The organism is Altererythrobacter sp. H2 (assembly GCF_035319885.1).
Classification (GTDB): domain Bacteria; phylum Pseudomonadota; class Alphaproteobacteria; order Sphingomonadales; family Sphingomonadaceae; genus 34-65-8.
The window spans coordinates 2,305,090-2,320,167 of sequence record NZ_CP141285.1; the positions used below are offsets into that span (position 1 = coordinate 2,305,090).

A 15,078-nucleotide genomic window follows, 5' to 3' on the forward strand; every position below is an offset into this window, starting at 1 on the left:
GCTGCCTATAGCGCGCGCCTTGCCTCGACCCGCCAGCCTTTCGGGCCAGCGGGAACGACACGGTCGGGGAGTAGCTCAGCCTGGTAGAGCACTGTCTTCGGGAGGCAGGGGCCGGAGGTTCGAATCCTCTCTCCCCGACCAACGTCATTCTGCCCCAATCGCGGCTTGTTTCCGCTCAGCCCCCGCGCAAGAGCTGCACGCCCCAGTCGCGCTCGAACAGGTAGAGCAGCACCCGCGCTGCCTCACCGCGCGGGCCGGTCAGCCCGCCATCTCGCTCGATCAGCAGGCGCGCATCGTCGTGCGCGGCGGGCAGCAGGCGGGTGATCTGTTCCAGCGTGGCGATGCGGAACGGGGCGTCGCCCGACTGGCGCGTGCCGAGCAGTTCGCCCCCGCCGCGCAGGCGCAGATCCTCTTCCGCCAGCCGGAACCCGTCCTGCGTCTCGCGCATCAGGGCGAGCCGCTCGCGCCCGGTTTCTGACAGCGCTTCGCCCCGCAGCAGCAGGCAGGTTGACTTCTCGCTCCCGCGCCCGACCCGCCCGCGCAGCTGGTGCAGCTGGGCGAGGCCAAACCGCTCGGCCTGCTCGATCACCATCAGGGTGGCGGCGGGAACATCGACCCCGACTTCGATCACCGTGGTCGCGACTAGCAGACTTGCCGCGCCACTTGCGAAACGTTCCATCGCCGCGTCCTTGGCCTCGGGGCGCAATTGCCCGTGAACCAAAACCACGGCATCACCAAACCGTTCGCGCAGCAGGGCATAGCGGGCCTCGGCAGCGGCAATGTCCTCCGTCTCGTGCTCGTGCACCATCGGGCAGACCCAGTAGGCCTGCTGGCCACCGGCAATATGCCGCCCCACCCCCTCGATCACGTCGGCCAACCGCTCCTGCGAGACAACGCGGGTGTCGATCGGCTGGCGACCGGGCGGCATTTCGTCGAGGCGGCTGACGTCCATTTCGCCATATTGCGCCAGCGTCAGCGTGCGCGGGATCGGGGTGGCCGTCATTGCCAGCGTGTGCGGCGCCGCGCGGCCCTTGCTCGCCAGCCGCAGCCGCTGGGCCACGCCGAAGCGGTGCTGCTCGTCGATCACCACCAGCCCCAGATCGCGGTAAGCCACGGTGTCCTGAAAGATCGCATGGGTGCCGACCACGATCTGCACCGATCCGTCCATCAGGCCCATCAGCACGCTTTCCCGCGCCCGGCCTTTGTCCCGCCCGGTCAGGATCGCGATTGCGACCCCGGTGGGGGCGAGCATGCGGCGCAGGGTTTCGTAATGCTGGCGGGCCAGGATTTCGGTCGGGGCAAGCAAGGCGGCCTGCTTGCCCGCCTCGACCGCCACCAGCATGGCCATCAGGGCGATCACCGTCTTGCCCGCGCCGACATCTCCCTGCAGCAGGCGCAGCATCGGTGCCTGCTGGGCGAGGTCGCCCTCGATCTCGGTAATCGAGCGGGTCTGCGCCCCGGTCAGCGGGAACGGCAGGTCCAGCCGCGCCCGCAGCGACCCGTCGCCACACAGTGCCTGCCCGCTGCGCCGCCGGTTGTGCGCCCGCACCAACAGCAGGGCAAGGCTGTTGGCAAGCAGTTCGTCATAGGCCAGCCGGTCACGTGCGGCGGCGTGTTCGCCCTTGTGGGCAAGGTGCAGGGCATCCTGCCAGGTGGGCCACCCTGCCCGGTCCAGCTGGCCCGGTTCGATCCATTCGGGCAGGTGCGGCAGACGGGCGAGCGCCTGCGCGGCAAGGCCGGCGACTTTCGGCTGGGTCAACCCTTCGGAGAGCGCATAGACCGGCTCGCACATGCGACCCAGCCCGGCTTCTTCCTTTTCCTCGACATGGTCGGGATGAACGATCTGGAGCATGTCGCCATAGCGGTCGATCCGTCCGGAAACCCGGCGCATTTCCCCCACCGGCAGCAGCTTCTTCGCACTGTAGGCGGCCCGGCCGAACCAGGTCAGCGAACAGACATTGCCCACGCTGTCCTGCGCCAGCACCCGATAGGGGCCGCGCGGATTGCGCGGCGCGCGATGCTCGATGGCGGTCAGGGCGATGACCACCTGCTCGCCCTCGGCCACATCGTCGAGGCTGGCGACCGGGCGGCGCGAGACGAATCGTTCAGGCAGGTGATAGGCCAGATCGCGCACCCGCGTGAGGCCGAGCTTGTCCAGCGGCTTGCGCAGCTTCGGACCGACGCCATCGAGCGTCTCGGTTTCGGCAAACAGGGGGTTGAGAATGTCCGGGCGCATCGCGCGCAGTCTATACCGGCTTGCGCCGCCAATGCGAGTGCCCTACCCGCCCGGCCATGCCCGATCCTGTACGCCTTGCCCGAGCCAAGTTTCGCGCCTGGCATCGTGGTACCCGCGAGGCCGATTTTACTATTGGCGGGTTCTTCGACCGCTATCACCCCACGTGGGGCGAAGCCGAGCTCGACTGGTTCGAGACCCTGCTCGATGAAGACGATGTCGATGTGCTCGCGTGGGCCTTCAGCACCGCGCCCGTGCCTGACCGGTACGCGGGGCCGCAGATGGCGCTGATGCAGCGGCTCGACTACGTCTCCATTCCGCGCTGACCATGCCCGATATTGCCCGCATCCTTTCGGCCAGGGAGCCGCTGACCCTCGCTTCGGTGGCGCGCGGGGCGCAGCCGCTGCTGATGGCAGACCTGGCCCGGGCCGCCAAACAGCGCGCGGTGTTCATCGCGCCCGACGAAGCGGCGATGCGCGCGGTATCCGAAGCGGCGCACTATTTCGCCCCTGAGCTGGAAGTGCTGGAATTCCCGGCATGGGACTGCCTGCCTTATGACCGCGCAAGCCCGGCGCTGACCGTGAGTGCGCGGCGTCTCGCCACCCTCTACCGGTTGCAAGCTGGCCGCAAAGGGCCGCAACTTCTGGTGACCACGGTCAACGCGGTGCTGCAGCGCGTGCTGACCCCGTTCCGGGTGCGCGAGAGCGTGCGCGATTTCCGCCCCGGCACGGAGTTCGGGCGCGAAAGCCTCAGCGCCCTGCTCCAGCGCCAGGGCTACAGCCGCACGGATACCGTGGTCGACAAGGGCGAATACGCGGTTCGCGGCTCGATCGTCGACATCTTCCCGTCCGGCCTCGACGAAGGATTGCGGCTCGATTTCTTCGGAGACGAGCTGGAAAGCCTGCGCAGCTTCGATCCCTCGACCCAGATGAGCACCGGCGTGCTCGGCTCGCACCTGCTCCTGCCAGCCAGCGAAGCCCTGCTCGACGAAAACAGCATCAAGCGGTTCCGTACCCGCTATCGCGAAAAGTTCGGCGCCGCCGCCACCCAGGACCCGCTGTACGAAGCGGTCAGCGAGGGGCGCCGGCTCGCCGGGATGGAACACTGGCTGCCGCTGTTCGAAGACCGGATGGTGACATTATTCGACTACTTCGTCGATGATGATGTCATCGTCGTTGATAATGCCGCAATCGGTGCGGGCGAGGAACGCCTGGCCGATATCGCCGACTATGCCGAGCAACGCCGCTCTGCCAGCGGGCAGGCGAAGGGCAGTTACCGGCCGCTTGGCCCCGACGCGCTCTACCTCACGGCCGACGAGTTCTCCGCCAAGCTGGAGTCCGCCCCGGCCCACCGCGCCTCGATCTTCGCCGAACCGGAGAGCGTGAAGGTTCTCGACTTCGGCTTCGCCTCAGCCCGCGATTTCGCTCCTGAACGCGCCCGTGGTGACAACATCTACGAGGCAGCCGCAGCCCATCTCAAGGCCGTCACCAGGACGGGCCGCAAGGCCCTGCTGGCAGCTTATTCGACCGGCAGCCGGGCGCGGATCGCCTCGATCCTGGGCGAAGCGGGAGCGCCGACACAGCTGGTCGAAAGCTGGCAGGAAGCCCTGGGCATGGCCGCCAAGGGGCAGCCGGTGGCGATGGTCCTGCCGCTCGAAAGCGGCTTTGCGAGCGACCAGATCGAGCTGCTGACCGAGCAGGACCTGCTAGGCGACCGGCTGGTGCGCCGCCGCAAGAAACGCAAGGATTCCGATGCTTTCCTGGCCGAATTGCAGGCGCTCAACCGGGGCGACCTGGTGGTTCATGTCGAACATGGCATCGGCAAGTACCTGGGCCTTGAACCGATCACCGTCGGCAAGAGCAAGCACGACTGCGTGATGCTGGAATACCGGGGCGGCGACAAGCTCTACATCCCGGTCGAGAACATCGACGTCCTCACCCGCTACGGCAGCAGCGAAGAGGCGGTCATGCTCGACCGGCTCGGCGGGGAAGGCTGGCAGAAACGCCGCGCCAAGCTGAAGGACCGCATTCGCGAGATCGCCGGCGAGCTGCTCGCGGTTGCGGCCCAGCGGGCCTTGCGCAAGGCCCCGGTGCTCGAACCGGAAGATGCCAGTTTCAACCAGTTCGTCGAGCGTTTCCCGTGGCAGGAAACCGACGACCAGGACCGCGCAATTGCCGACGTGCTGGAGGATCTGGCAGCAGGCCGGCCGATGGACCGGCTGGTGTGCGGCGATGTCGGCTTCGGCAAGACAGAAGTCGCGATGCGGGCGGCCTTCGTCGCGGCGATGAGCGGGCGCCAGGTCGCGGTGGTGGCGCCGACCACCCTGCTCGCGCGCCAGCACTACCAGAACTTCGCGGATCGCTTTGCGCCCTTCCCGCTCACCGTCGGACGGCTCAGCCGGCTGGTTCCGGCAAAGGAGATGGCGGAAACCCGCGAAGGGCTGGAAAAGGGCTCGGTCGACGTCATCGTCGGGACCCACGCGATCCTCTCCAAGACCACCAAGTTCCGCAACCTGGGGCTGGTGATCGTCGACGAGGAGCAGCGCTTCGGGGTCAACCACAAGGAGCGGCTGAAGCAGTTGCGCGCTGACGTGCATATGCTCACCCTTACCGCCACGCCGATCCCGCGCACCTTGCAGATGGCGATGAGCGGATTGCGCGAACTCTCCACCATCCAGACCCCGCCGGTTGATCGCCTCGCCGTCCGCACTTACGTGATGGAGTGGGACGAAATGGTGATGCGCGAGGCCTTGCTGCGCGAACACCATCGCGGCGGGCAGAGCTTCATCGTGGTGCCCCGCATCTCCGACATGGAAGGCGTGGAAAGCTGGCTGGCCGAACACGTACCCGAAGTGAAGGCGATTGCCGCCCACGGCCAGATGGGCGCGACCGAGATCGAAGAGCGGATGAGCGCCTTCTACGAAGGCAAGTACGATGTGCTGCTCTCCACCACGATCGTCGAAAGCGGGCTCGACCTGCCGAGCGCCAATACGATCATCATCCACCGCGCCGACATCTTCGGCCTGGCCCAGCTTTACCAGCTGCGCGGCCGGGTCGGCCGGGCGAAGCTGCGTGCTTATGCCTACCTCACCACCGCGCCTGATAACCAGTTGTCAGAAGTGGCGGAAAAACGCCTGAAAGTGCTCGGTGATCTGGACAGCCTTGGGGCCGGGTTCCAGCTCGCCAGCCACGATCTCGACATTCGCGGCGCAGGCAACCTGCTGGGCGATGAGCAATCCGGCCATATCCGCGAGGTCGGCTTCGAGCTCTACCAGTCGATGCTGGAAGATGCGATCCTCGCCGCCAAGGCCGGTGCCGCCGGGCTCGAAGCCAAGGCTGACACGGTCAGCCCGCAGATTACGGTCGATGCGCCGATAATGATCCCCGAGGAGTATGTCCCGGACCTTACGGTGCGGATGGCGCTCTACCGCCGCCTGAACGACGCGGCCGACAAGGCCGAGGTCGAAGCCATGGCGGCCGAGATGATCGATCGCTTCGGCCCCCTGCCCGCCGCTACTGCCAACCTGGTCAAGCTGATCGAGATCAAGCAGCAGGCCATTGTCGCCAACATTGCCAAGGTTGATGTGGGTGCGCGGGGTACACTGGTGGCGTTCCACAACGACAATTTTCCCGACCCGGCGGGGCTGCTCGCCTGGGTCGCACGGCTCGATGGCACGGCCAAGCTGCGGCCGGACATGAAGCTGGTAATCAACCGTGCCTGGGCCGACCCGCAGAGCCGCCTCAATGGCCTGTTCCAGCTGACCAAGGGCCTCAGCGCCATCGCCCGGCGCGCTGCCAAGGCCTCAACCGGAGGCTAGCTCGAGAAATTCGTTGGCCGTGATTGGCGCGGATCCGTAGAACCCCTGCCAACGATCGCACCCTTCCCTGCACACCGCTGCGCGCTGCGACGGGGTTTCGATCCCTTCTGCAATCACGCGCAGATCCAGGGCGCGGGCCATGGCCATGATCGCCCGGAACACGGCAAGGTCGCGCCGGTCGGTCGTAATCCCTTCGATCATTGACCGATCGAGCTTCAGCGCTGCCAGCGGCAGCACTTTCAGGTAATGGAAATTGCAGAAACCCGCACCGAAGTCGTCCAGCGCGATGGCAATGCCCTGATCGGTCAGGGCCCGCAGCATCATGGCCGCCGCGTCAAGCCCATGCACCAGCGCCTGCTCGGTAATCTCCAGCGTCAGGCGCGAGGCAGCAAAGCCTGTCTTGGCAAGGCTCTGGTGAAGCATGGCCGGATAGCCAGGGGAGGCCAGATCGTCTGCCGTGGCATTGATGGCCAGGCGCAGGTGATCCGGCCATGGGGCCGCGCTGGCCATCGCGCTCTCGCAGACATGCTGCGCCAGGCGGTCTGCAAGGCCGGCATCCTTGGCGAGGCTGAAAACCCGATCACCGGACAGCAGCCCTTCGGCAGGATGCTGCCACCGTACCAGTGCCTCGGCCCCGGCCAGCGCCCCATCGGCGCAGAGATACTGCGGCTGGAACAGCACCTCGATCTCACCATGTTCGATCGCGGCGGCCAGCTCTGCCACCTGCGCCGGCGCAGCCCGCTGGCGCCGATCAAAACGGGTGCGTCGATCAACCACGGGGGAAACGGGCTCGGCTGGGATCATCATGCGCCTTGCCTAGCCTATGTCGGCGGCCCTTGGCCTGTCATTTCACATGCGTTGCCAAATGGCACAGCCGCCCATAGGTAGGGGAGCGCCAGATCGCGCGACGGAGGGGACCCGGCTTTGGGCAGCAATCACGGTTTTTCGCGGCTGGCACTGGTCGCGTCCGACACGGATCGGGCGCAGGAAGCTGCCGCCGAACTGGCCGGAGTGCATGACTGGGTGCCGATGGCGCAAGCCGATGCCGTGGTCGTGCTGGGCGGTGACGGCTTCATGCTCCACACGCTCCATGCCATGCTCGATGCAGGGGCAATCCTGCCCGCCTACGGCCTCAACCTCGGCACAGTGGGTTTCCTGATGAACCGCTATCGCAGCGGCAGCCGGATACTCGACAAGGTCAATCGTTCACGCTCCATTGCTATCGCGCCGCTGCGGATGGAAGCCGTGACCCAGACCGGCGTGCGGCATGTGGCCTGCGCCATCAACGAGGTCTCCTTGCTGCGTGAAACCCGCCAGACCGCGAAGATCGAGGTTTCGGTGGACGAGCGGATCCGGATCAAGGAACTGGTCTGCGACGGTGTGCTGGTGGCCACTCCTGCCGGTTCGACCGCCTACAACCTGTCCGCCAACGGGCCGATCCTGCCGCTCGATTCGCAATTGCTGGCGCTGACGCCGATCAGCCCCTTCCGTCCGCGCCGGTGGCGCGGGGCAATCCTGCCCGACCGTTCGACCATCCGGCTGCGGGTCAACGAGCCGGACAAGCGCCCCGTTTCCGCCGTGGCTGACCAGAAGGAATTCCGCGATATTGCCGAAGTCTCGCTCGAGATCGCGGGCGATTCCGAGCTTACCCTGCTGTTCGATCCGGGCCATGCGCTGGACGAACGGATCGTTGCCGAGCAATTCCTCGCCTGAACGCCACTGGGCACTTGCCAAACAAATCCGCCGCCCATATAGGCGCGCTCTGCCCGCAAGAGGCTGCTCCCCGATAGCTCAGCGGTAGAGTAGGTGACTGTTAATCACTTGGTCGTTGGTTCGAATCCAACTCGGGGAGCCATACACTTTTCTTAGAGCTTTGAATTACCTAGCCTTCTGAGGCCGGTCGCTAATTCGCTCCCACATTCTTTACCACATCGCGCTATGAAACTGGTCTTCCATCGCTCAAGGCCAGTGCCAAAGCTCTATTATGGGTGGGGTCAAAGGAGTTCCACAAACAAAGTGATAAACCACCCTGCAAAAAAGAGGCCCCATAGGCCCCAGGCTAGCGGTTGTCCGTAATTGTCACGCGCGCCCCGTCCTGCCTTCCGAACGTGTAGATTCTCCCAAAGGAAAAGGAGGCAACCGCTCGACAGGGTAAGAGCCACGCCGGTTAATATGCCTGTGAACGCGTCGTCTGACATGCCTCCTGCCTAACGTGCTATTTTGTCAGATAGAAGCCTATTTGAGACCGACCAGCCGGATAAGCAACGGCTCTGCATCGCTAGGGCCGTAGCGCGACCGCCATGCAGCAAGCTCCGCCTCCACATCGGTTTCAGGCGTTACAAGCAGGACAGGTCGCAACGTGGGCGGCTGGCTTACCGTTTCCAGCTTTTGAAGTCTGGTAGCTATTCTAGACATGACAACCCGGCTTTCGGATAATCACACGCAGGATGGAATTGCTCTCACCGATAGGGCCATGCTCTGCCTCATAGGCTGCCGTGGCCTCCGCCTCGCTCTCGCCTTCGTGCTGGATAATGCGCACCCACGGAACGAACCCGCCGAGCGTTCGCGTTTCCAAGGCTTCCAGCCTCCGCTTTATTGCTGCAACCATTCTCGAACCTCCTTTGAAAAGCCGCTTAGATCGCCATCAAATTCGGGCGGGCTTTCATTATCGACCCGCTCTTGTTCTTCGCCCGTCAACTGAATGCCGAGCCACTGCTTTGCCCAAGGTGACAGGGAGCTTTCACGCCTTGCCCCCTCCAGTGCGGACAGCCTTCGATTAAGTGCACTCATTGTTTTGCCTCCAGTGCGGCCAATCGGGTTTCGAGGTCGCAGGTTTCCACCAGCTGCTTGTGCGAAGTCAGCAGCGACATGACCCGCCCCCCTTCATCGGGAGTAACCTCACCAGCCGCCACAGCAGCCAGCAGGGCGGACGAGGCAGTTACCGCATCCTCAATGGAGCGAATTGCAGGCAGGGCGAACGTGACCGGCGAGTCTTTCCTAGCCGGGGCGATGCGATCCAAGCACAGGCGAATAGCGGCAGTGTCACCTTCCAGCGCCTTGTCGATTGCTGCACGCGTCAACGCTTCGTGCTCACCTTCCAGCAGCGCCTCAATTGCTACCGTTGTCTTGTTACGCGAGCCGGGGGTGCGGCCCCCAAGCGAATTGCCCGGAGCAAAGGTGCCATCCGTTTTTCTGCCGTTATCTTTCGGTTCAGCCATCAGCGCGCCCCTGCCGGATTAGGGCGCTTAACGCCCACCGCCAGCACCAGGAGAGCGAACAGCGTAAGCACGCCGATTGCGGCTAGAATCTCGATCATCACAGCCACCCCGAGAAAGCGCGGTTAAGCGAACGGTTGAGACGCACCGCGCCTATCGCCAGAGCGCCAGCAAGAAGAGTGAGGACGAGGCGGGTCATACGCTTGCCTCATTCCTGCCTTGTGCTAATGCCGCCCTATGTTGGCTATTTACGGCGCAGGCGGCTACGCCTTGCAGATGCTCGATACGGTCGAGACCCTGCTCGCAAACGGGCGCCAGGCCTGTTTTGTCAGCGACAACGGCCCCGATGAACTTTGCGGCGTTCCGGTTCTCCGTCCTGCCGCAGTCCCCGAGGGTGCAAGTTATTGCATCGCCATTGCCGGTAGCGACACCCGCAAGCGCATTGCCAGCGGCCTGCCTCGCTTCTCCACTCTTGTTTCCCCCACAGCGATTATCTCCGATCATGCGACAATCGGTGAAGGAAGCATTATTGCGCACAACACCATCATCGAGGCGAAGGCGCGCATCGGCAGGCACTTCCACGCCAATATCTATTCCTACGTCGCCCACGAATGCACCATCGGAGATTTCGTGACATTTGCCCCCCGCGTGAACTGCAACGGGAATGTCACCATTGGCGATGGTGTTTACATCGGGACAGGCGCGATGATTAAACAGGGCGTAACCATTGGAGAGGGCGCAGTAATTGGCATGGGCGCAGTCGTCACGAAGGACGTTCCTGCTGGCGAAACATGGGTCGGCAACCCAGCCAAGGCTCGCTAACTCCATCATGCCCACTTGTTGAACACGATACGATTGCCAGACGATGCCGTAGTGGGCGGCGCGGTTGTAAGTGTAACCGTTGTTCCCGAGAGTGCTGAAATGTCCGACCAATGCGCTTCGCCGCTATCCAGCCAGACCCCGGCCCCATACGTGCGCCGGGCGGCACCGCTTGGGAGTTCGTCTTGTCCTGTGTGTTTCATGTTCCCCGCCATCGTCTCTTAGTGGACCGCTGGAGCATAGCCCGTAGGCGCTCGCCTGAGATCGTCCGCGAGATAGGCAGCCAGTGCCGACCAGCCTTGCGGATGATCCAGAAGTGAAAGCATGTTGTCCGGAATGAGGGTGAGGCTGTCCCACACCTTCCCCTGATCTTCGCCAAGCTCGCCAGCCACATCGGCAGCAAGAGCCTGTGCCGATACAAAGCGCGCAAGTTCCGCCAGCCGCTCGCACTGAGCAACCGGGGGATGCGCCGCATTTGAAGGGGCAAAGGCTTGAGCGTCAGGCTGGTGCACTACTGCAACCCAACCTTCTCACGCACCATCGAACGGAGATATTCGGATACGGAGCAGCCTGCCCGTTGAGCACGAAGGGCCAGCGCCGCCTCAATGGACGGGCTGGCCCGGAATGAAATTCGCGAAGCCTGCATTCCCTCTCCCCTTCTGTCATCGCGACGATGGGCGCACGCTCAATAATTCATCGAAGTGCAGGGGTTCGCCTAGCACATTTTGCCGTGTCTGTCAAGTGACTGACAGGCTTCCACGAATCATTAGTTCCCGTATTGTTCTGCCGATGAGTTCCAAGCGTCTAGAAACCCTAGCAGACTATGCCACCCCCGCAGGGATCGCGGGGCGCAAAAAGGGCCAAATATTTTGAGCAATGTTTGTGGCGCGGTTTCTTGTTATCTTTCGGTCACTTAAATAGCTGGTGTTTCCACAATGGTAAGTAGACCGTGTATGTAGTCTATCCTTGCAACTCCACTATTGGACCACTCAGACCATAATCGAGGGCCGTTTCGGCCATAATATCCTCTAGATTCTGCGCGTGGCAATTTTTGGCGATAAATCCGTCATGCATCGAGAGGGCGAGGAACCCCTGCCTCAACGCTTTGAGCATTACGCGCTCAGCCATTTGGCTTTCGATGTGCTGGAGGCGCAGGCCCACACCAGAATGAAAGGCCTTTGCAATCGGGCGGTGCGCGTCCTTAATGTCGTCGATCAGCTGATTGGCTTGTTTCTTGGCCTCAATATCGGGCAGGCCCATCGCCTTCATTGCATCGCAGTTGACGATTGCACCTAGAGCCTTGCGCTTGGTTAAGGCGTTCAGAAGTATCAACATTGCCCGCTTCACCAACTGACGAGGCCACGCGCCTATGTCGTAGCAATCGGAAGGAGGAACCGCCCCTATCTCAGCGTAGAGAATGCGAGGGTGTAGATTTTTGTAATCCGCCTCGCTGGTGGCCTCACCGTCCATTGTGAGATCCCTACGCAATGCCCGTGGCACGTTCTGATAGGACGACCCTTGGCAGAACAGCCGTCCCCCCATCCCCATGCAGTGCTTGAACATTCGACACATTGGCGCGGTCATCAACGGGCCTAGTCCAATCCTCAAATCAGCCGATGCCTGCCCCTCATTCAATTCCGCCATGCGCTTAATCATCCGAGAGATTGCCCGCGTGTTCGGTAACCGCTGCGGAGTGCCGTTTGCATCCCGCAAGATGACCCCCGGAGAAGGGCGCACCAGCCGAAGTAGAGGACTATCACCGAGCAGATTTCCCACTAGGTCAACAAGAGCAGGCTTTGCAGTGAGCGTGCTTTGCCAGCCTCGTCGACCTGGAGTAGGAACAAAAGACTCGCACAAATCACTTTGCGCCCTGAAATAATCAGCAGCGCTGGCAACTCCGCGATATGAAAACGCATGGTGGGCGGTCCAATGCCCCATGTGGCGACTGTAGGATAGACTGCGGCCTAGGGCCTTAGCCTCAACCATACCGAGGGCCATATGTGCGCCGGTATCGCAGCACCCAAGAGCGCCCCGTAGTTCCTCGCCAACCTCGCCCAGCTCGTATTTTCGCGCCAGTGGAATGTCTCGTATTGTGTCGTCATCGTGGCCCCCGCCCATACCCCTAGACCCCCTTAGTCAGGTCGATCTTTCGACGACCGAGGACTAGGCGCAGACCACCCATCGCGCCGCGTGCATCACGTATGTCCGAGAAGCGTTGTTCTGGTGCGTGAATGCCGCCCGGTTCAGGAGGAACAAGCCTCACGACATATTCCGCCCCTTCCTGCGATAGTATCACCTCGCCCCGATCCATTACGCCACCTCGCCTTCTGGCGGGGGAACGATGCTAAACGCGGTCACATCGCAGCCCATACGCCCCGGACGCTTGCCGACCTCATACAGCAGCTTTCTGGTGCGAAGCTCACCGCATCGAGGACGGACAACGTGAACCGGCAAGTCCAGATCGTTTGCCACCTCTTCCGGGATAGCACCGGCAGCGCCGTAGGTCGCAAATGCCTCCACGACTTGCCTGTGACGACGCGGAAGCGTCTGTGTGACCTCAGAGGCCGCAGCCTCGCTATTCGCCTTGGCAGTGGGCGTATTGCCCTTGGAGCCAGCAGCAGTCCCGCGCCCGTAGTGGTTGCCGTTCTCGTTCTCAGCCTTCGACATAATCAAACCCCGCGAATTGTTCAGACATTCCCCCTTTGTCGGCCAGCTTTCCCAGCCAGCTCCATTGCTTGGGGGTGAGTGGGTAGTGGTCAGGGGCGCAGAGCTGCCCGAGGAATTGCCCGCTCTTGCGGGTGATCCCTTCACCGTTCTGAAGTAGCGCCAGAGCCAGCGCCCGCAGCTTCGCCCGCTCATCCATTGCCGCGCCCTCCAAACTTGGAGAGAGAGTTGCGCTTGCGCTTCTCGACTTCCCATTGAGAGGCAGCCGCCATCAATGCGATAGCCCAGCGGCGCGTAGGCTCTAATCTGTCTGGTGTGGCGCAGTCAGGCAGACCGCACAGCAATTTCTCAACGCCCGGATTACGAGCGGAAAGCACAACTCTGTTCATGAAACGTTCCTTCCGTCACTTTTCGATGCGAGGAAGCGAACAGAACGAACCCAACTAGGTTGACGTAAACGTAAACCTGTTCTATAAGGATCGAATGGAAACCGTTTGCTACCACGCAGACACTTAGACCCCTTCCCTTGCTCAGAGGGTTGGGGTCTTTTCTTTGAGGCTTCACGCAGCCTCCACTACCGGCAGGCTGTTGCGCCACGCCATCTCATCCTCCAGCTTGATCCGAGTTGCGCGCCCAACCTTTGTGAAGCGCAAGAGACCTTCCCGATGGGCGGTGTAAACGTAGCTGCGGGACACATCGTTATCAGCGCAAAAGGAAGCGATGGACTTCATCCCGCCCATAAAGTTCGCGCCCTGCGAAGATTCCGTTTGCGTTGTAGATTTTGACATGATAGGCTTTCCCCGAAGGACGTGTTGTGAAGCTCATCCATACACGGTGAAGCACAAAAAGCGAACATCGCTGGGGCAGTAATCCCCAGTCCCTTCGTGGTTGGTCGCAAATTAGGCACGGCCTAGCGCACTGACCCTATCTTTGTTTTTGCAAATCAGCGTGGCCGACGACTCCGGGCGTCCTGTGCTATCCGAGAGACCGCAAGGAAAGCGGAAGCTGGACCACATCGCCAGACGTTCCGGCAGCATACCTGCCCCACGCATCGAGCAGGGTTCTCCGCATCTCTAGAAACTTGGCCCTGTTGTAGGCACGCACAACCTTGTCCGGGATCTTGTGTGCCAATGCCGCCTCAGCGACAGCCTCAGGGATCGAGGGCATACGTTCCGCCGCCCATGTCCGGAATGTAGAGCGGAAGCCGTGCACCACGTAAGGCAGCGCGGCCATTTCTTTGCCAATCGTCATATCGGATAGACGCTTGCCGCCCTTGCCGGGAAACACATGGCAGTCCGCCTCGATGGTCCGCCACCGCTTTGCCCGTTCCAGTATCACCACCGCTTCCGGTGACAGCGTAATGGTGTGGGCCTCGCCGTTCTTGCGCATCATAGAAGCCGGTCGCCGCCATTCGCCAGCTTCAAGGTCAATCTGTGACCACATCGCGTCTCTAACCTCCCCATTACGGGCAGCAGTCAGGATCGTGAACAGCAGGGCCAACCGCCCTATCGTTTCCGTCTTGGCCTCCAGCTTCGCGATAAATGCGGGCAATTCCTCATAGGGCATGGAAGAGAAGTTGCCGCCCTCCTGTTGCTTCGACAGCAGCGCCGAGAGGCTTTGACGCGGAGCGCCCTCATTGCGCCACCCGCTTGCCTTCGAGTAATCGAGTATCAGGCCGATCCGGTGCCGTAGCTTCTTCGCCAGCGCAGGCTTGCTATGCCATACAGGCGACAGCGCAGCCGCAACATCGCGCTCCGTAATGCTATCCACCCTCAGCTTGCCAATCTTGGGGTGCACGTGGGCCGAGAGGGATGACAGGAACGCGGCAGCAGTCTTATCGGACCAGCCTGGAGCCTTCGCGTCATGGCAGGCCTGTGCGGCATCCTTGAACGAGGGCGGCGCGTTACTATCCCTGTCACGCTCTGCAATCGGGTCACGCCTTTGCTTAGCAGTCTTGCGCAACTCGCGGGCGCGGTCCCGAGCTTCCGCCAGACCGTAAGCCGCCAGCGATCCTAGGCCAATGTCCTTGCGCTTGCCATCGACTTGCACCCGGAGAACCCACGACTTCGCCCCTTTGGACGAGACGAGCAGGTTCAGGCCATCGCCATCGCTATGCCTTCCCGGCTTCGCATTCTCGACTTGTTTGTTTGTCAGTTTGCCCACGGGCCAGCGCTCCCACACTTCTTACCACACTATGCGCTGGATAGAGGAACGCGTCAATGCGCGCCCAAATACAAACTCCCCCCCTAAGCCCCTAGGATTCAGGGACTTCCAAAATGCCGAGAATCACCCAAACACAAGAGTTGCAATCCAACTCGGGGAGCCACTTT

The 15,078-nt window shown here is 62.4% G+C and carries 17 protein-coding genes and 2 tRNA genes; 6 read left to right on the forward strand and 13 right to left on the reverse strand.

Annotation, left to right across the window (positions count from 1 at the left end; genetic code table 11):
• Positions 1-64: 64 nt before the first annotated feature.
• Positions 65-141, forward strand: a tRNA-Pro gene (locus tag U4960_RS11440).
• A gap of 34 nt (positions 142-175) precedes the next feature.
• Here U4960_RS11440 and recG read toward each other — a convergent pair.
• Positions 176-2,236, reverse strand: coding sequence for an ATP-dependent DNA helicase RecG (recG, locus tag U4960_RS11445; protein WP_324260763.1), 2,061 nt, complete (start codon positions 2,234-2,236; stop codon positions 176-178).
• A gap of 56 nt (positions 2,237-2,292) precedes the next feature.
• Between recG and U4960_RS11450 the strand changes: the two genes are divergently transcribed.
• A complete protein-coding gene (locus U4960_RS11450) occupies positions 2,293-2,559 on the forward strand; it encodes a succinate dehydrogenase assembly factor 2 (RefSeq protein ID WP_324260764.1) in 267 nt (88 codons plus the stop codon).
• A gap of 2 nt (positions 2,560-2,561) precedes the next feature.
• Positions 2,562-6,050 (forward strand): transcription-repair coupling factor, encoded by a 3,489-nt coding sequence (mfd, locus tag U4960_RS11455; RefSeq protein WP_324260765.1) that lies wholly within the window; start codon positions 2,562-2,564, stop codon positions 6,048-6,050.
• Here the strand turns inward: mfd and U4960_RS11460 are convergent.
• Positions 6,036-6,857 (reverse strand): EAL domain-containing protein, encoded by an 822-nt coding sequence (locus U4960_RS11460; protein ID WP_324260766.1) that lies wholly within the window; start codon positions 6,855-6,857, stop codon positions 6,036-6,038. The genes mfd and U4960_RS11460 overlap by 15 nt on opposite strands.
• A gap of 117 nt (positions 6,858-6,974) precedes the next feature.
• Here U4960_RS11460 and U4960_RS11465 point away from each other — a divergent pair, with 117 nt between their 5' ends.
• A complete protein-coding gene (locus tag U4960_RS11465; protein WP_324260767.1) occupies positions 6,975-7,763 on the forward strand; it encodes an NAD kinase in 789 nt (262 codons plus the stop codon).
• A 67-nt stretch (positions 7,764-7,830) separates the two neighbouring features.
• Positions 7,831-7,905, forward strand: a tRNA-Asn gene (locus U4960_RS11470).
• Between the two features lie 552 nt (positions 7,906-8,457).
• On the opposite strand, the gene U4960_RS11475 is transcribed toward U4960_RS11470, so the two are convergent.
• From U4960_RS11475 to U4960_RS11485, 3 genes are read right to left on the reverse strand one after another with little or no spacing between them, the layout of a single operon-like run.
• A complete protein-coding gene (locus U4960_RS11475; RefSeq protein ID WP_324260768.1) occupies positions 8,458-8,658 on the reverse strand; it encodes a hypothetical protein in 201 nt (66 codons plus the stop codon).
• Positions 8,643-8,840 (reverse strand): hypothetical protein, encoded by a 198-nt coding sequence (locus U4960_RS11480; protein ID WP_324260769.1) that lies wholly within the window; start codon positions 8,838-8,840, stop codon positions 8,643-8,645. Before U4960_RS11480 ends, U4960_RS11475 begins: the two co-directional genes overlap by 16 nt.
• A complete protein-coding gene (locus U4960_RS11485) occupies positions 8,837-9,268 on the reverse strand; it encodes a hypothetical protein (RefSeq protein ID WP_324260770.1) in 432 nt (143 codons plus the stop codon). Before U4960_RS11485 ends, U4960_RS11480 begins: the two co-directional genes overlap by 4 nt.
• 234 nt (positions 9,269-9,502) lie before the next feature.
• Between U4960_RS11485 and U4960_RS11490 the strand changes: the two genes are divergently transcribed.
• Positions 9,503-10,087 carry an acetyltransferase gene (locus tag U4960_RS11490; protein ID WP_324260771.1) on the forward strand — a complete coding sequence of 195 codons (585 nt, stop codon included), beginning with the start codon at positions 9,503-9,505 and terminating at the stop codon, positions 10,085-10,087.
• A gap of 218 nt (positions 10,088-10,305) precedes the next feature.
• Here U4960_RS11490 and U4960_RS11495 read toward each other — a convergent pair whose 3' ends face one another.
• From U4960_RS11495 to U4960_RS11525, 8 genes are all read right to left on the reverse strand, one after another.
• The gene (locus tag U4960_RS11495; protein ID WP_324260772.1) at positions 10,306-10,596 is read right to left on the reverse strand and encodes a hypothetical protein; all 291 of its coding nucleotides are present in this window, start codon (positions 10,594-10,596) and stop codon (positions 10,306-10,308) included.
• A complete protein-coding gene (locus tag U4960_RS16090) occupies positions 10,596-10,730 on the reverse strand; it encodes a plasmid mobilization protein (protein WP_416379068.1) in 135 nt (44 codons plus the stop codon). The genes U4960_RS11495 and U4960_RS16090 overlap by 1 nt, the downstream gene beginning before the upstream one ends.
• 314 nt (positions 10,731-11,044) lie before the next feature.
• Entirely contained in the window at positions 11,045-11,554 is a 510-nt protein-coding gene (locus U4960_RS11500) for a hypothetical protein (protein WP_324260773.1), read from the reverse strand.
• Positions 11,555-12,394: 840 nt separating this feature from the next.
• Positions 12,395-12,751, reverse strand: coding sequence for a hypothetical protein (locus U4960_RS11505; RefSeq protein ID WP_324260774.1), 357 nt, complete (start codon positions 12,749-12,751; stop codon positions 12,395-12,397).
• Positions 12,738-12,947, reverse strand: coding sequence for a hypothetical protein (locus U4960_RS11510; protein ID WP_324260775.1), 210 nt, complete (start codon positions 12,945-12,947; stop codon positions 12,738-12,740). Before U4960_RS11510 ends, U4960_RS11505 begins: the two co-directional genes overlap by 14 nt.
• Positions 12,940-13,137, reverse strand: a complete 198-nt coding sequence (locus tag U4960_RS11515; protein WP_324260776.1) for a hypothetical protein — start codon at positions 13,135-13,137, stop codon at positions 12,940-12,942. The genes U4960_RS11510 and U4960_RS11515 overlap by 8 nt, the downstream gene beginning before the upstream one ends.
• Before the next feature lie 171 nt (positions 13,138-13,308).
• Entirely contained in the window at positions 13,309-13,536 is a 228-nt protein-coding gene (locus U4960_RS11520) for a hypothetical protein (RefSeq protein WP_324260777.1), read from the reverse strand.
• 187 nt (positions 13,537-13,723) lie between these two features.
• Positions 13,724-14,911 (reverse strand): tyrosine-type recombinase/integrase, encoded by a 1,188-nt coding sequence (locus tag U4960_RS11525; protein WP_324260778.1) that lies wholly within the window; start codon positions 14,909-14,911, stop codon positions 13,724-13,726.
• Between the last annotated feature and the right edge of the window lie 167 nt (positions 14,912-15,078).

Coding starts and splice junctions, on each gene's coding strand:
- U4960_RS16090 (WP_416379068.1), bottom strand. CDS start 10,730: ATGCAGGCTTCGCGAATTTCATTCCGGGCCAGCCCGTCCATTGAGGCG.
- recG (WP_324260763.1), bottom strand. CDS start 2,236: ATGCGCCCGGACATTCTCAACCCCCTGTTTGCCGAAACCGAGACGCTC.
- U4960_RS11490 (WP_324260771.1), top strand. CDS start 9,503: ATGTTGGCTATTTACGGCGCAGGCGGCTACGCCTTGCAGATGCTCGAT.
- U4960_RS11515 (WP_324260776.1), bottom strand. CDS start 13,137: ATGAACAGAGTTGTGCTTTCCGCTCGTAATCCGGGCGTTGAGAAATTG.
- mfd (WP_324260765.1), top strand. CDS start 2,562: ATGCCCGATATTGCCCGCATCCTTTCGGCCAGGGAGCCGCTGACCCTC.
- U4960_RS11505 (WP_324260774.1), bottom strand. CDS start 12,751: ATGTCGAAGGCTGAGAACGAGAACGGCAACCACTACGGGCGCGGGACT.
- U4960_RS11500 (WP_324260773.1), bottom strand. CDS start 11,554: ATGGACGGTGAGGCCACCAGCGAGGCGGATTACAAAAATCTACACCCT.
- U4960_RS11460 (WP_324260766.1), bottom strand. CDS start 6,857: ATGATGATCCCAGCCGAGCCCGTTTCCCCCGTGGTTGATCGACGCACC.
- U4960_RS11450 (WP_324260764.1), top strand. CDS start 2,293: ATGCCCGATCCTGTACGCCTTGCCCGAGCCAAGTTTCGCGCCTGGCAT.
- U4960_RS11520 (WP_324260777.1), bottom strand. CDS start 13,536: ATGTCAAAATCTACAACGCAAACGGAATCTTCGCAGGGCGCGAACTTT.
- U4960_RS11480 (WP_324260769.1), bottom strand. CDS start 8,840: ATGAGTGCACTTAATCGAAGGCTGTCCGCACTGGAGGGGGCAAGGCGT.
- U4960_RS11475 (WP_324260768.1), bottom strand. CDS start 8,658: ATGGTTGCAGCAATAAAGCGGAGGCTGGAAGCCTTGGAAACGCGAACG.
- U4960_RS11510 (WP_324260775.1), bottom strand. CDS start 12,947: ATGGATGAGCGGGCGAAGCTGCGGGCGCTGGCTCTGGCGCTACTTCAG.
- U4960_RS11485 (WP_324260770.1), bottom strand. CDS start 9,268: ATGGCTGAACCGAAAGATAACGGCAGAAAAACGGATGGCACCTTTGCT.